This window comes from Nocardia sp. GP40 (assembly GCF_050434125.1).
Taxonomy (GTDB): domain Bacteria; phylum Actinomycetota; class Actinomycetes; order Mycobacteriales; family Mycobacteriaceae; genus Nocardia; species Nocardia albiluteola.
In genome coordinates this window covers 608543-623809 of record NZ_JBNPVW010000003.1, presented here as the reverse complement: position 1 = coordinate 623809, position 15267 = coordinate 608543, and the positions used below count along the sequence as shown (strand labels likewise).

The 15267-nt window shown below is 66.7% G+C and carries 13 protein-coding genes and 1 pseudogene; 4 read left to right on the top strand and 10 right to left on the bottom strand.

Annotated elements, in window-relative coordinates:
* Positions 1 to 260: 260 nt before the first annotated feature.
* On the bottom strand, positions 261 to 512 hold the full coding sequence (locus tag ABH933_RS11735; RefSeq protein WP_429417146.1) for a hypothetical protein: 252 nt from the start codon (positions 510 to 512) through the stop codon (positions 261 to 263).
* A gap of 218 nt (positions 513 to 730) precedes the next feature.
* On the opposite strand from ABH933_RS11735, the gene ABH933_RS11730 reads away from it, so the two are divergent.
* Together ABH933_RS11730 and ABH933_RS11725 are read left to right on the top strand one after the other, a co-directional pair.
* On the top strand, positions 731 to 2485 hold the full coding sequence (locus ABH933_RS11730; RefSeq protein WP_429455028.1) for an IucA/IucC family protein: 1755 nt from the start codon (positions 731 to 733) through the stop codon (positions 2483 to 2485).
* The gene (locus tag ABH933_RS11725; protein WP_429417141.1) at positions 2482 to 3678 is read left to right on the top strand and encodes a type III PLP-dependent enzyme; all 1197 of its coding nucleotides are present in this window, start codon (positions 2482 to 2484) and stop codon (positions 3676 to 3678) included. The genes ABH933_RS11730 and ABH933_RS11725 overlap by 4 nt, the downstream gene beginning before the upstream one ends.
* An 86-nt stretch (positions 3679 to 3764) precedes the next feature.
* On the opposite strand, the gene ABH933_RS11720 is transcribed toward ABH933_RS11725, so the two are convergent.
* Positions 3765 to 5153: an alpha,alpha-trehalose-phosphate synthase (UDP-forming) gene (locus ABH933_RS11720; RefSeq protein ID WP_429417779.1), complete on the bottom strand. Its 1389-nt coding sequence runs from the start codon at positions 5151 to 5153 to the stop codon at positions 3765 to 3767.
* 85 nt (positions 5154 to 5238) lie between these two features.
* On the opposite strand from ABH933_RS11720, the gene ABH933_RS11715 reads away from it, so the two are divergent.
* Positions 5239 to 6189, top strand: coding sequence for a carbohydrate kinase family protein (locus ABH933_RS11715; RefSeq protein WP_429417138.1), 951 nt, complete (start codon positions 5239 to 5241; stop codon positions 6187 to 6189).
* Between the two features lie 340 nt (positions 6190 to 6529).
* Here the strand turns inward: ABH933_RS11715 and ABH933_RS11710 are convergent.
* From ABH933_RS11710 to ABH933_RS11675, 8 genes and pseudogenes are all read right to left on the bottom strand, one after another.
* A pseudogene (locus ABH933_RS11710) lies at positions 6530 to 6634 on the bottom strand (EthD family reductase); the annotation flags it as partial.
* 49 nt (positions 6635 to 6683) lie between these two features.
* Positions 6684 to 7283, bottom strand: coding sequence for an NADPH-dependent F420 reductase (locus ABH933_RS11705; protein ID WP_429417135.1), 600 nt, complete (start codon positions 7281 to 7283; stop codon positions 6684 to 6686).
* Between the two features lie 159 nt (positions 7284 to 7442).
* Complete coding sequence (locus tag ABH933_RS11700) at positions 7443 to 8183, bottom strand: SDR family NAD(P)-dependent oxidoreductase (RefSeq protein WP_429417132.1); 741 nt, start codon at positions 8181 to 8183, stop codon at positions 7443 to 7445.
* A complete protein-coding gene (locus ABH933_RS11695) occupies positions 8183 to 8587 on the bottom strand; it encodes a DUF3224 domain-containing protein (RefSeq protein ID WP_429417129.1) in 405 nt (134 codons plus the stop codon). Before ABH933_RS11695 ends, ABH933_RS11700 begins: the two co-directional genes overlap by 1 nt.
* A 40-nt stretch (positions 8588 to 8627) precedes the next feature.
* Complete coding sequence (locus ABH933_RS11690; protein ID WP_429417126.1) at positions 8628 to 8888, bottom strand: hypothetical protein; 261 nt, start codon at positions 8886 to 8888, stop codon at positions 8628 to 8630.
* 99 nt (positions 8889 to 8987) lie between these two features.
* Positions 8988 to 10481, bottom strand: a complete 1494-nt coding sequence (locus ABH933_RS11685; protein ID WP_429417124.1) for a UbiD family decarboxylase — start codon at positions 10479 to 10481, stop codon at positions 8988 to 8990.
* Positions 10469 to 11089 (bottom strand): UbiX family flavin prenyltransferase, encoded by a 621-nt coding sequence (locus tag ABH933_RS11680; RefSeq protein WP_429417122.1) that lies wholly within the window; start codon positions 11087 to 11089, stop codon positions 10469 to 10471. The genes ABH933_RS11685 and ABH933_RS11680 overlap by 13 nt, the downstream gene beginning before the upstream one ends.
* Positions 11090 to 11091: 2 nt before the next feature.
* A complete protein-coding gene (locus ABH933_RS11675) occupies positions 11092 to 12330 on the bottom strand; it encodes a M24 family metallopeptidase (RefSeq protein ID WP_429417119.1) in 1239 nt (412 codons plus the stop codon).
* Positions 12331 to 12449: 119 nt separating this feature from the next.
* On the opposite strand from ABH933_RS11675, the gene ABH933_RS11670 reads away from it, so the two are divergent.
* Positions 12450 to 15185: an AAA family ATPase gene (locus ABH933_RS11670; protein ID WP_429417116.1), complete on the top strand. Its 2736-nt coding sequence runs from the start codon at positions 12450 to 12452 to the stop codon at positions 15183 to 15185.
* Positions 15186 to 15267: the final 82 nt, after the last annotated feature.

Below are 15267 nucleotides of genomic sequence, written 5' to 3'. Positions count from 1 at the left end.
GGAGGGGGCCCGGACTGGGCCCGGAAAACGACGGATATGCCATAACCGACTGGAAGAATCTGCTCAATTGGTTCCGGCTCCGCCTTCGGAATCCAGGCGCTGCTCTGCGGCTTCTGTTTCGGTGCGTTCCTTCCGCTCTCGCGCGTCGATCGAGTAGTCGGGAATCGGATCGAGGATCTGCACGTCGGTGATTGACTTATAGCGCCCCGCCGGGGGCGCGAACCTGCGACATCCGTTCGTGTGTGTCGATGCTGCTGCGTTTATGCGCGTGGTCGTCCGCGGGCGTCACGCGTAAGGATGCCGCGTTGGCGGAGTTTGGCCAGCACGGTGGTGGGGTCCACACCCAGGTGTCGGCCGACGCGGGCGAGGGACCAGCCGAGGTTGTACAGATGGATGGCATCATCGGCCTGCTCGGGGGACAAGCCCCGGCGGCGCATCGACACCTCGTGCCGATGCAGGATCTCGCCGACCGTCCGCCGCTCGATGCCGAACCGAGCGCCCAACCGGTACACCGTGGCTCCACTCTTGTATCCGGCGATGAGTTCCTGGACCTGATCGGTGCCGAGTTGGCCGGCCCGGCCGGGTTTGGGTCGATCGGCGGGCGGTGGTGCGGGTGTGGTGGGGTCGGGAAGCTTCCGGCGCAGGGCCTCCAGGGCCTTATCCGAACGCGGTAGAGGGGATTTTCGTGGACGTGGCGCTCACGGCGTCCTGGTGACGGCTACCGTTGACGGTGATTGTGCGGTTCGGACTGTGGACGAGACGGGACTTCGAGGTGGGCGATCCGACGCTGCCGACGGCCGATGAGATTGTCACGCACACATTGCTCAACTGTCTGCTGCGTGAGGTCTGCGGACCTGATCAACAGGCCATTGTCGCCGACGGATACCTGCTGGTCTTGCTACCCCGGCGGGGTGTATTGCTGCGTATCGCCTTGCGTCGCACCTCGTTGATCGGCGCGCACCGGTTCTGCGGGCCGATCTTCGAACAGCGTGATGGTGACTGGGTTGCGCTGGATTGTCGGCAGCTGGCTATGCACGTACACGCGGAGTTGACCTTGCGGACCGGCATCGAGAACGACGAGTTTCTGAGCCAGCTGGCCTCCAGCTACCAGAACGTTCGTATAGCCCTGACGTTGCGCCCGAAGCCCTCCGGCGTCCGAGACCGCTATCTGGAATCCGAGCAGTCTCTCCTTTTCGGTCACCGGTTCCACCCGACGCCCAAGGCTCGGTCCGGCACTGCACGAGACTGGACGGCCTACGCTCCGGAGGCAGGGGCCCGGTTTCCGGTGCGCCATCTCGCTGTCCGGCCGCACCTGATCATCGAGGACATCGCTGCCGTCGGCGCGGCCACACCGATTGATCGTCTCGGCGACGTACCCGACGGGTATCGGTTGTTGCCGATTCACCCCTGGCAGTACGACTTGCTTCGGGACTATCCGCCGCTGCGGACGGCGCTGGGACGCGGAGACATCGTCGATCTCGGAGTGCGTGGAGCTCTGTTCACGCCCACCGCCTCGGTCCGTACTCTGTATGACGGACAGGACTTCTTGAAGTTCAGCCTCGATATCCGAATCACCAACTGTGTACGCAAAAACGCTGCCTATGAACTTGCCGGTGCCGTCGCGCTCACCCGGCTGCTCGCGTTGACTCTGCACAGTTTGTCTGCCCGGTTTCCCGATGCGGTCGTGCTTCGTGAGTCGGCTTACCGTTCGGTTGCCCTGCGCGCCACCGATCCGAATTGCGCGACAGGGAGCGTCGATACCACTCTCCTGGAGGGATTCGGGGTCATCGTCCGCGACGGGCTGGGCCGGTATCTGCGCTCTGGGGTGACTGCTTTGTTGGCCGCCGCGATGGCCGATGAATACCCGACCAGTCCGGCGCACCTTTCCCGGTTGCCCGCCTGCGCGGATCCGATACAAGCCACCGCCTGGTGGACGGCCTATCTGCGGCTACTGGTCCCTCCTGTGCTGACCGCGTACTTCGAGCACGGAGTCGTCTTCGAACCCCATCTGCAGAACGTCGTGGTCGGAATAGATCCCGACGGCATACCTGTCCAGGTGTTCTTCCGCGACTTCGAAGGCACCAAGCTGCTGCCCGACCATCATGCCGACGCGTTGGCCGCACTTCCCGTTACCGTCTCGGGTCCGTTGACCTATGACGCCCAACACGGCTGGGACCGGGTGGTTTACTGCCTGCTGGTCAACCACATCGCCGAAATGCTGGCCGTCCTGGCGGATCTGCATCCCCGGCTGGAGCGCGCACTGTGGATGCAGGTGCGCCGAACCCTGCAGGATTACGCCGACACCTACAACTGCCCGCCCCGACTGGGCGCTCTGCTCACCGGTGATCGGTTGCCGGCCAAGGCCAATCTGCTCAGCCGCTGGCACCGCAACCCTGATCGCGACACCGGGTACGTCAGGCTACCGTCACCACTGATCCCGGCGATGGCGACCGACGTCGTCGGTAGCGATCGAGGCAGGCCGTGACTCCTACCGCGGCGGTACTCACCCGGATCAGCGACCTCTCCTCGGATGATCTCCCCGCATACCTCTACGATCTGGCCGCGCTCAGAAGCCACGCGGCCACGATCCGCGCCGCGATTCCCGCACGCGTCGAGTTGTACTACGCCGCCAAGGCCAACCCCGAGCCGCCGATCCTGACTGCACTGCGTGGTTACGTCACCGGCTATGAGGTCTCCTCCGGCGGCGAAATGGCCCATGTCCGCCGAACCGTTCCCGAACTGCCGGTGGCCTTCGGCGGTCCGGCCAAAACCCCCGCCGAGATCACCGCGGCACTACGGGCCGGCGTCGAACTGTTCCACGTGGAGAGCGAATACGAACTGCGACTGCTCGATACGCTGGTTGCTGCCCTGATTCCGGGCCGGTCCATCGATGTGCTGTTACGGGCCAATCTTCCTGTCCCGCAGGGCACTCTGCGCAGTGCCTCATTGGCTATGGGTGGCAGCCCCACACCATTCGGCCTGGACCCCGACCAGGTCGAGTGTTGCCTTGCCGTCCTCGCCCGGCTACCCCGGCTGAGATTTCGAGGCATTCACACTCATCTGGCCAGCGGGCTGGATGCCGATGCACATCTCAGCCTCGCGTCCGAAGTGATCACCTGGGCAACGCAACTCGCCGAGCGCCGCCGTATCCCTGTCTCGGAGATCAACATCGGCGGCGGCATGGCCGTCGACTACTCCCAGCCGGAAACACGGTTCGAATGGGACCGGTTCGGCGCCGGGCTCGACCGGCTCGCCGCCGCACATCCCGAGCTGACCCTGCGTATCGAGCCGGGGAGAGCGCTGACCGCCTACTGCGGCTGGTACGCGACCGAAGTACTGGACATCAAACACAGCCATGGCCGAGAATTCGCGCTCATACGCGGTGGCACCCACCATCTACGCACTCCAGTGACCAAACAGCACAATCAGCCGTTCACGATCCTGCCCGTGAACCAGTGGCCGTACTCCTGGAAACGGCCCAGCCTCCAGCACACCGAAGTCACCCTGGCCGGACAACTGTGCACACCTAAAGACGTTCTCGCCCACCAGATCCCAGTCACCAGCCTGAGAGCCGCCGACCGTGTCGTGTTCGGTCTGGCCGGTGCCTACGCCTGGAACATCTCCCACCACGAATTCCTCATGCACCCACACCCCAGCTTCCACTTCATCGACCCGTGACTCCGGTGATATCCGGTTCACCTCCCACCGGGACCACCCGAGACCGGTTCCGGCGCTGAAGGCGATCCACCGCAATGAGCGCGCGATCACGAAGGCTGGGATGTGGTCGGCGCTGTAGCCGAGTCGGGTGTGCGGGCTCGGATGGAGTCGATGATGCGGGTTGCCCAGTCGATGGGGCGGTCGTAGCCCAACAGGTGGGCCAGGTGTTCCGCGCGGGTGCGGCGTTCGGTGCGGCCGAGGCACAGGGCGCGGGCCAGCGTGGTAGTGAGGTCCTCGAGGGAATGGGGGTCGGTGAGCAGGGCGGCGCCACCGAGTTCTGTTGCGGCGCCGGCATAGCGCGACAGCACCAGCACCCCGGGCCGGGAGCCGGGTCCGGCTGAGGCCGACTGGGTGGCGACGAATTCCTTTGCGGTCAGGTTCATGCCGTCTTGCAGGGAGGTCACCCAGAATACGTCCGCGGCCAGGTAGTGGTCGATCACCTCGGGTAGCGGCAGAGTGCGGGGGATATAGTCGATCGGCTGCCAACCGCCGGTGCGCCAGGCTTCGTTGATCTCGGTGATGCGCCGTTCGAGCGTGCTGCGGGTGGTGTCATGTGCGGTGATGCCCGGCTCCGGTGGCGGGCAGATGAGCCGGAAGACCAACCGGCCGCGCAGGTCCGGGCTGCGGTCCAGCAACGCCGCCAGGGCGTTGACCTTGTGCACGGGAGCTTTGGCGTAGTCGAGACGTTCGACCGACAGCACCAGCACGTGGCGGCTCGGCCGTCGGTGCGGTGCGCGGCTGCGGGCGAGTGCTTCGATCGTCGGGCGGTCGATGCCCAGCGGGTGGATACCCAAGGCCGGCAGCATCGGTTGGTTGCCCAGGGCTTGGCGAAAGTTGTCGGCAAAGGCAGTGGTGTGAAATCCCGCCCAGCCCAACTGGGCTAGTGAGCAGCGGATCTCGTCGGCGGTGGGCAGGGTGGCGAACACCGACGCTGGCGGAAACGGGGTGTGGTGGAACAGTCCGATGCGCAGGTCGGGCCGGGCCCGGCGAAGTAGGCCGGGGACGAGCCAGAGGTTGTAATCGTGTAGCCAGACGATCGCTTCATGTGCTGCTCGGGCTGCGATGTGCTCGGCGTAGCGCTGGTTGATCACGCGGTAGTAGGCCCAGGCCGTGACATCGAAGTGCATGCGGTGCGGCTCGGACATGAGGATCGGCCAGAGCGTGTCCTTGCATGCGCGATGGAAATAACCACTCCATTCGTCGGCAGTCACCGGCAGCAGCGACAGCGGAACCTCGTACTCACGGTCGTCGATACCCCCACCGACCTGGGCGGCGATCCAGACACCCGACAGCCCTCGAGAGAACAGAGCGGTCAGGGTGGGCAGAATCCCGTTGGGGCTGGACAATGTCTGTCGGTCATCAGGGGGCACCGGTGGCCGGTGATAGCCGACGATCAGGGAGTGCCGGTCCTCGGGGGCGGTCACCAGGATTCTCATCACCAGCTCAAAGGCTAACACCAGGAGCATGTAACTCGTTGCCGCTGCGGCCGTCCCGACCGCTGCCCCCCAGTATGCTCATCGGATGGGCACAGACAACCGGCGTGGATGTGAAATCCTGGTGGTCGGCGCATATTTCGTAGATCTGATCTTCCACGGGCTCCCCGAACCCGTCCGGTCCGGCCGTGAGGTCTTCTCCGAGGGGTTCACCATGGTGCCCGGCGGCGCCTACACCCTGGCCATGTCCGCGCATCGACTCGGGCACGACGTCGTCTGGGCAACAGACTTCGGCACCGACCCATTCAGCACCTACGTCTTCCACGCGGCACGCGCGGAAGGACTGGACGAGAGCGCCTTCCGGCATCATCCGGCCCCGCTGCGCAGCCTGACCGTCGCCCTGTCCACGCCCGGGGACCGCGCGATGGTCAGCTTCCAGGACTCGACCGGTCCGCAGCCGGTTCCGTCGCTGCTGCGGCAATATCGGCCGCGTGTCCTGATGGTGCCGCAACTGCGCTACGACGCCGACACCGTGCACGTGCTGGCCCTCGCCCGCCACCTCGGCATCACCGTGGTGATGGACTGCCAAGACGTCCCCGTCGACCTGGACACCCCCGGCGTACGGGCCGCGCTTGCTTCCACCACCATCTTCGCCCCCAACGCAGAGGAAGCACTGCGGCTGACCCGAGAACCCACAATCGACGACGCGATATCGCGGCTGAGCGAACTCGTGCCGACCGTGCTGATCAAACTCGGCAGCGCCGGAGCCACGGCCAGACACGACGGCGAACGTTACGACGCCTCCGCACCACCGATTTCGGTCCTCGATACCACCGGCGCGGGAGACTGCTTCAACGTCGGGTTCGTCCACGGCCTGCTCCAAGGATGGCCACCGGTGAAATGCCTCGCCGCGGCCGTAGCATGCGGAACGGCGGCCACCACCGGCCCAGGCTCCGCCACGGCGCCGGATGCCGCCGACCTCGAGCGCTGGCTCGCGCAAACGACGACATCGGGTCGCGCGGGAACGCCACGCCGATAACGACGGTCGACGGCTCAACCTGGACCGTTCCCGGTTCGGTGGACACGAAGCCGTCCAACATGCCAGCGACGACGAACTCGCTCATCTGATCCTCGACGGCAAGATCTTCTCCGCCGACCGGTGCAGCGAGAAAACCACCAGCGTGTTCCCGTTGCCGGGCTTCGGCCCGGCCAGGGGCAGGGCAGAGTAGGCGTGCAGCCCTTCTGTCGAAGTAGCCGCCGGTGGATGTGAGAAACACCGGATCGGTGGCGAGTCGGCTGATGATCGCGGCGCCGATCTCCAGATCCCAGTCGACCTCCGCGTCGATCCGTTCGCCGACAATGGGAGTCGGGTTACGGGACAAGGTGTAACGGCGCAGACCCGGCAGTTGTCTGCACAGCGGGATGTGTACCTCCCGATAGTGCTTGTCGAATGCCTCTGGATCGGACGGGGTATCCCAGAGCACGATGAACCGCGCAATAAGTGCCACTTGCTGTTCCTTTCGGGAATGCCGGCTACTCGGGCACACGGGTGCGTTCCAGCAGCCGGAGTGTGAGGTGACGTGGCACCGGTCCGTCGTAGGCCAGGTTGACCATCAGCATCATCGCGGGTTCGACATAGCGAGCACGGATCAGCGGCCCGGCGTCGACGGCATGCACGCCGATATCGGTCAGCAGCTCGGACACGATCCGATTGGCACCCGCGTCGTCTCCGCAGACGAAGGCCGACGGGGCCAGCCTCTCATCGAAATCGAATGCCGGGCGGGCGATCTGGGCCGCAAAGGGTGGAATCGCGGCCACCAGTCGAGCCCCTGGCATCAGGGCCGCGATCTGTTCGGCGCCCGAGGTGTCGAAGCCGACCGCCAACCCGGACAGGTCCACGGTCATCGCATTCACACACGACCACACCACCCGCCCGGCCAGCGACGGTGCGTCGTCCAGCGCCTGCGCCACGTTCGAGAACGGCACCGCCAGCACCACCACATCGGCCCCCGCCCCCGCCTCCTCGTGTCCACCGTCGACATCCGCGTAAGCGGTGATGTGCCCGGCCTTTTCGAGCCGGCTGCCCAGCGCGCGAGCGAGCCGTCCGGCGCCGAGGAATCCGATCTTCGCCATCGTTTGTGCTTCTTTCTGGAACTTGCCGATTTCTCGGACTCTTGGATTCGTCCCACGGCGACGACGCGGCGGTAACCGCCGTGGGACAACCGACCCCCGCAGACGCCACGGCCTGCGTGCCCCGCGAACCGGCACGCTCGTGTGGCGCGTCGCGCAGGATCAGGCAGTGCCGCCGTTGACCCGGATGTTCTGGGCCGTGACCCAATTGGCCGCATCGCTGGCGAGAAACGCTACGACCGCGGCGATCTCGCTCGGCCGGCCCAGTCGTCCGAAGGCGCTCAGGGCCTCCAGTCCGGCCAGGAACTCCGGGCTCTTGCCGATCCGGTAGGTCTCCGTCTCGGTGGCGCCCGGACTCACCGCGTTCACGGTGATGCCGCGCGGGCCGAACTCCTTGGACAGGATGTGGGTGAACTGTTCCACCGCGCCCTTGGTGGAGTCGTACACGGCGTAGCCGGGTAGCATCAGGGCGGTAGTGGAACTGGAGATGCTGATGATGCGGCCGTTGTCGGCCAGTTGCTCCCAGGCCAGCTGCATGCCATGGAACACGCCTTTGACATTCACCGCATAGCTGAGATCGAACTCCTCGGAGGTGATCTGCGGGAACGGCTTGGTAATGGCGACCGCGGCATTGTTCACCAGCACATCCCAGCTGCCCCACGCCGCTTTGATCTGCCCGACCATGGCGGCGTACTCGTCACGGTCACGCACATCGGCGGCCACTGCCAGGGCCTGCCCGCCGTCCGCCTCGATCCTCGCGACCACCTTGTCGGCGAGTTCGGGTGTGTGCGGATGATTGATCGCCACCCGGAACCCCTTGGCTGCAAGGGTTTCCGCGATCGAGCGACCGATGCCCGTGGCGGCGCCGGTCACCAGCGCGGTCTTGCCCGTAGCGGCGGACATCATTCGAACCAGTACTCGAGCCAGATCTCGGCGTTCTCACCGAGATTCGCGCGGAAGCCGCCGGTGCCGCGCAGCCCGGCCAGACCCGCGGTACCCGAACCCGGCACCACGAACCATTCACCGGTCACGATCTTGTCGGCCACGCTGCCCTGATCCTGCAGCAGGAAGGTGCCGGCCTTGCCGCCCAGCGTGCCGTCGACGCGCTCGATGCCGACGAAACTCGCGGTGCCGTCCGCATTCGAGGATTGCAGGAATTCGACGACACCTGTGCCCTCGATTCCGCCGGAAAAAGCTTCCGTCACATGGATTCTGGTCAGTACAGGTCCCGCGGCGGGTTCTTCGTAGGCAACGGGTTCATAGGTGTGCACCGTGATGGTGCCTTCTACACGGGTTTTTTCGGGCATGGAGTTCTCTCTTTCTGTGATGACCGATATGTGGGGTTGATCAGAACGTCGCCACGAAAAACAGCACGCTGGTGGCGAGGGCGGCGGTGAGGCGGCCGAGGTTGGGGGTGTGGAAGCGGCGGATCTGTGTGCGGACGTCCGCCGGGGTGTCGTCGGTCAGGCTCCACTTGGCGACAGCCTTGTAGATCGGCAGGTTGAAGATGGCGGTCCAGATCAGCGTGGACAGCACCCGGTTGGTACCCGCGTGCTGCAGGAAGTCCTGGAAGTTGCGGGCGGGTCGGATTCGCTCTGCTGATTCCACAGCCCCCGCATGACGGTCAGCAAGGTGGTCATGAGGCCGACCAGCATGGCCGCCGAGAGAATCGCCAGAAAGGCAAGGGGCCGATACATTGTCGTGTTCCTATCGGTAGCCGTAGGCATGCCAGTTGGCGAGGACGCGTTCTTGAATCTCTGTGGGCCAGCCGTTTTCGAAGCTGCCCTTCACCGGACGTTTGCCGTCGGGGTAGAGATCGGCGAGCAGGCAGTTGTAGATGACCTTGCCCGCCATGTAGGTGTGCTTCTCTTCCTCGTCGAGGTAGACGGGCAGGTCGTCGCTGAGCCGGTGCGGGAAGTGGAATTCGCCGCGCTCGGCATCGGGGTGCGAGCGGGTGGCGAAGGCCCACACCACCTCGTTCAGATTGGTGATGTCGACGTCGTCTTCGACCACCAGGATCTTCGGTGCGTTCACCGACGCCTTACCGGTGAAGGCGACATCGGCGATCTGCTGCACCAGTTCGGCCGAGGAGATGCCGAGGGTTTCGTGCCAGTCCTGGCGCACCGACAGCGTGAGCCAGTGCATGGCGGCCTCGGGTGTGTGCCAGGCCGACGTGATCGGCAGCCCGGCCTGGCGCAACTGGTAGAGCAGCTCCGCGCCGTGCATGGTGGCGGTGCAGGTGTGGTCCTCCTCCACCGGCGGGCCCGCGGCCACCACCGGCAGGATCGCGTTGTCGCGGTGTGTGATCGCGGTGACGGTGAACAGGTGCTTGGGTGAGGATGCGGTGGCGTTGTAGCCCGGGAACTCGTTCATCGGGCCTTCCATGACCGTCTCGTCCAGGCTGATGTAGCCCTCGATGACGATCTCGGCGGTCGCGGGGACCATCAGGTCCACTGTCTCGGCGGGGACGACTTCGATGCCCTCACCGAAATAGGCTCCGATGAAGTCGCTTTCGGAGACGTGGTCCGGTAGCGGCATGCCGCCGACGAACGGCAGGCCCGGTTCCACTCCCAGCGCCAGCACGATCGGCATGGGTTTGCCGATTTCGGTCCACGCGGTCTGCACCACGCCGAGATGCTGAACCGACGCGAACATGCAGGCCAGGCTCTTCGCATCGTGGATCATCATGCGGTTGACCGACCAGCTGGTCCACGAACCGTCCGGTGTGCGAGCGATATTCAAGCCCCAGGTCTGAATGTAGCGGCCGCCGTCATTGCCGTGGATCCACGGCGTGGGGAACTTCAACAGATCGATGTCGTCACCGAGCATGATGTTCTGCTTGCACGGCGCATCCTCGCGTTCCACCTCGACCGGCGGAATGCCAGGCTTTTCCCGCGCGGCGACCAGTGCCTCCATCAGCTCCTGACCGGTGGCGTCGGCGGGCAGGCCGAGGGCCATCGTGATGCGGGCCAGCTGATGTTCGGGCGCGCTCAAGGCGCCGGGTGCGCCGAGTACCCGGAACCCGGTGTCCTGGTAGCCGGTGATGTTGGTGAAAAGCGGTGCGGGCGCACGCAAGTCGTAGGAGTGTCGGATCACGGCGCCGATCTCGAGCTGCCAGTCGACCTCGTGGTCTATGGTCTGAATCTCGCCGATGGCCTCGAGTGCGGTGATGAACTCCCGCAGGCTTTTCAGGTGTTCCATATCAATCTTTCCTCGTTCGGCAACGGTTTCTGGTTCGGTGTCGTGTCTTCGCCCCAGCGCGGCAGGTCCGGCACGTCGATGCCGAGCAGATCGAGGGCCCTGCCGGCAGTGTGCTCGACGATGTCGTCGACGGATTCGGGCCCGAGATAGAACGCCGGCACCGGCGGCATGACGATCCCGCCGGATTCGGTAACGGCGGTCATCGCGCGCAGATGCGCCATGGTGAGCGGGGTTTCGCGCACCATCAGCACGAGCCGGCGCCGTTCCTTGAGGGTGACGTCGGCGGCTCGGGTGAGCAGATTGTCGTTGTTCGCATACGCGATGGCCGACAGTGTCCGGACCGAACAGGGCGCGACGATCATGCCCGCGGTGCGGAACGATCCGGACGCGATGGCAGCGCCGATGTCGGCCGGGCGATAGGTGACATCCGCCATCGCCGACAGATCGCCTGCGCTGATATCGGTTTCATGCAGGCGGGTCAGCTGCGCGGCGGAGGTGACCACCAGGTGGGTCTCTACCTCGGCCTTGCGTGCGAGCTCCAGAATCCGCATGCCGTAAGTGATCCCGGTCGCGCCGCTGATGCCGACCACCAGACGTCGTGGAGTCATGGCTATGCCCGCAACAGGCTGGTGGTGAGCGAATTCAGTTCGACAGCGCCCTCGGCCCCGACGACGACCGTCCCGCCGATATTGGCCAGCCGCCCGTTGATCACGCAGTTGGGTTCGAAGGCGAAGGTCATGCCCTCGGCCAGCGGCAGATCGGTGCCGATGGTCGGCACCTCGGCCAGCAGCCCGTAGCCGGCGGCCTCGGGCAGCTTCCGCATCCCCTGACCGAAGCCGCTGACGGTGCCATAGGGGTTCATGCCGTGCACCAGCGGATGCACGTTCCAGCCGCCCGCCGCATCGAGCGGGGCCTTCATGGCGTCGACCACCTGGCCGAAGGTGTTGCCCGGCCGTAGTGCGCCCAGTCCGGCCTCGTAGGAGGCGCGCGCCACCTGCGCCGCGGTCTCGATATCCGGATGCACCTCACCGACCGCGATGGCCACCTGATGCTGGGATTCACGCATGCCGTACTGACAGAACACTTCCGCCATGATCACGTCGCCGTCCTCGATCACCCGGGGGGCCTGCGGGCGGTAGGACCAGACCGGCGGACCCCAGCAGGCGAAGCCGGGTCCGGACTGGATGAGCATGCCCGGCGCGACCGTGCCCAGCCGGAACGATTCGGCCATGCCGGCGGCGTACACGTCGGCCTCGGTCACACTGGGCGCGGTGGCCTTCAGCATCGCGGCCGCCATGGCCTCCCCGATCTCGGCCGAACGGCGCAGCACCGCAAGCTCTTCGGTGGACTGTGTCAGCGTGCGCAGCAGGAACGGGAACCACACCGGCTTGAACGTCACCTGCGGCAGCTGCTGCTGCACGCCCGTCCGCAGCGCGTACGGCATAGTCGGGTTGAATTGGAACGGCGGATACGGCTCGAGGCCGATTACGCCGACCGCCGACCGTTCGAGTCCGTGCTCCTTCAGGACATCGACGACGCCCTGGGCGTGCTTGGCCACGCGCATGTTCTGCGGTTCGGTCCAGCAGGCCTCGGCGCGGCGGCGGGCCTCGATGTGGTCTGCGATATGCATGGGCGACCAGACCAGCGAGATGGGGTCGGCGTCGCGGGGGAAGACCACGATCGCGCCGGGGCGCTCGTTGGTGAAGTAGACGTCGGGTGCGAACGTGGCGGGGCCGCCGGTCTCGTGTTCGCCGTAGATTACCAGGGCGTCGACGCCCTGCTCGTCCATCAGCTCGCGGGCCAGTACCCAGCGTCGATCGCGTTCGCTCAGCGAGTAATTCGGATACATACCAGCTCCTGATGTCGGGGTGAATTAGCTGGTAGGAACGCTATTGCGGGGCGGGCCGGAAGGATTCAGTCGAACGACTGGTCCGTGATCCGTCACATTCCTTAGGTAGGGTCCGTCGAGTGCTACACGGGCGTGCCGAAGAGTTGGTACTGATCGATCGGCTGCTGGCGGATGCGGGCGCAGGCCGCAGCGGAGCGTTGGTGCTGACCGGGCCTGCCGGCATCGGTAAGACGGCCCTGCTCGACTACGCCGCGGCGCGGGCCGGCGGACTGCGGGTGATTCGCGTGGCCGGAATCGAACTCGAGGCGGAATTGCCTTTCGCCGGCCTGCATCTGCTGCTGCGCCCGGTACTCGATCGGATCGGCGCCCTGCCCGAACCGCAGGCTGCCGCCCTGCGCGGCGCCTTCGGCCTGGCTGCAGCGGAGACCGGTGACCGGTTCCTGATCGGTCTCGCGGTGCTGTCCATGCTGGCCGAACTGGCCGAGGACGGGCCGGTGCTGTGTCTTGTCGACGATGCTCAGTGGCTGGACCGATCTTCTTCGGAGGCATTGACTTTCGCCGCCCGTCGGCTGCATCACGAGGGCGTTTTGCTGTTGTTCGCCGTGCGCGGCGCCGCCGCCCCGGTGGCCGGACTGAGTGCGCACGAACTGAGCGGACTCGACCGCGCGGCCGCCGCGGCACTGCTGGACGAGCAATACCCCGAACTCGCTCCGCGGGTGCGGGCCCGAATGCTCGCCGAAACCGAGGGCAACCCGCTGGCCCTGGTCGAATTGCCGTCCGCGCTCAGCGCCGAACAGCGCACCGGCGCCGCCCCGACCGTGCCCTACGACCTCGCCATGCTCCCGCTGTCTATCCGGGTACAGAGGGCGTTCGGCGCGCGCGCCGCCAGACTCGACGAAGCGGCGGGTGCACTGTTGCTCATCGCAGCGGCCGAGCAGACCGGGGAGATCTCGACGGTGCTCGACTCCGCCGCCGCGTTCGGGGCGGGACCCGAGGACCTCGTGGCGGCCGAGCGCTCGGGATTGCTCGTGCGCCAGGGTGATCAGGTCAGCTTCCGGCATCCGCTGGCCCGCGCCGCCATCCTGCGCGATGCCCCGCTGGACTTGCGGCTGGCCGTGCACCGCGCGCTCGCCGAAACACTTTGTCGCAGTGGCAATCCCGAGGCCGTGGACCGGGCGGTCTGGCATCGCGCGGCGGCGTCGACCGGTCCGGACGACACCATCGCCGACGATCTGGAGGCCGCGGCCGCGCGGGCATACGGACGCGCGGACCATGCCGCCGCGTCCGTGGCCATGGAACGAGCGGCCGAGTTGACCGTCACCGCGGGGACCGGCACCCGGCGTCTGATCTGCGCGGCCAAGGCAGCCGTCGTCGCCGGAGATCTGCACCGGACCGACGCGCTGGTCCGGCGGGCAGGCCGGAGAACCGTCAGCGAGACCGACACCCCGCGACTGGCCTCGCTGCGGGCCCTGGTCGAGGCTGAATTCGGTTCCCGGCACACCGCCGCGCGCCTGCTCATCGACGCCGCCGATCGGGCGCCGGACGAAACGGCGGGCCCGATGCTGGTCGACGCGGTGCGCAATGGCTTCCTGGTCGGCGATGCCGAACTCACCGCGCGCGCGGCCACCATGCTGCACTATCGCCACGGCCCCAACCGAGTGACCGAGGGGCTGCTCGGGTTGGCCCGAATGCTCGGCGGTGACGACGAGTTCGCGTTGCCGCGATTGCGTGCGTGCGCCGAATACGCGCACGCACACTCGGCGGAACTCACCCAGGACGAGCGGATGAACGGCGCCGCAATGGGTCTCATGACCGGTTTCGACCGCGAGGCCCGCGACCTGCTCGAGACTCTCGTGGCCGAAGCACGCGAACAGTCGACGCTCGGTACGCTGCCGCTGCGGCTGCACTACCTGGCCTCCGCCGAATACGCCACCGGCCACAGTCGTGACGCGATCGTGCACGCGGAGGAGGCGCTCGCGCTCGCGCAGTCCATCGGCCTGAATCACCAGATGGACGGCCTGCGTTGCGTGCTGGCATGGGGCGCGGCGCTGTCCGGTGACGAGACGCGCTGCCGCGAACTCGCCGAACCCGCTCTCTCGGCCGCACTCGATCGTCGCGAGGCCGCGACCGCGGCGCTGGCCACTACGACGCTCGCCATGCTCGATCTCGGTGCCGGCCGCTATGACCTGGTGTTCGATCGGCTCGAATCCGCCGCCGGCGAACCGATGTTCGTGGCCGCGTCCTTCACTGTGGCCGTGTCGTACACGCCGCTACGCGTGGAAGCCGCAGTGCGGATCGGGCAGCCCGGCCACCTCGCCGAACCCCTCGACCGGTTCCGACGTTGGGCGGCCGCCAGCGGATCACCCTGTACGCAGGCGGTTTACGAGCGCTGCCTGGCCTTTGCAGGTCCCGCCGCCGAGACCGAGGAGCACTACGGCGCGGCCGAGCGCCTGCACGAAGAAGGTGGACGCCCCTTCGAACGGGCCCGCACCGCCCTGCTCTACGGCGAATGGCTGCGCCGCGACCAGCGCAAGGCAGAGGCCCGCACCCGGCTCCGCGCCGCCGCGGAAACCTTCGACCGCCTCGGCGCACACCTCTGGGCCGATCGGGCCCGCGCCGAACTGCGCGCCACCGGCGACACCGGCCGGCAACCGGCCGGCGCGTCGGTGCTGGATCTGCTCACGCCGCAAGAGCTTCAGGTGGTCCGCCTGGCGGCGCGGGGGCTGTCGAACCGCGAGATCGGCGGGCAGCTGTTCCTCAGCCCCCGCACCGTCGGCTACCACCTCTACAAGGCCTATCCGAAACTCGGCGTCGCGGTGCGGGCCGAACTGCCCGCCCTGGTCGATCAGCTGTAGCGGGAAAACACCCGCATCGCGGAACACATCCCAGGTCGAGCACCACCGCGTCGGGATGCGCGGTGGTGAACGCCCGGACGGC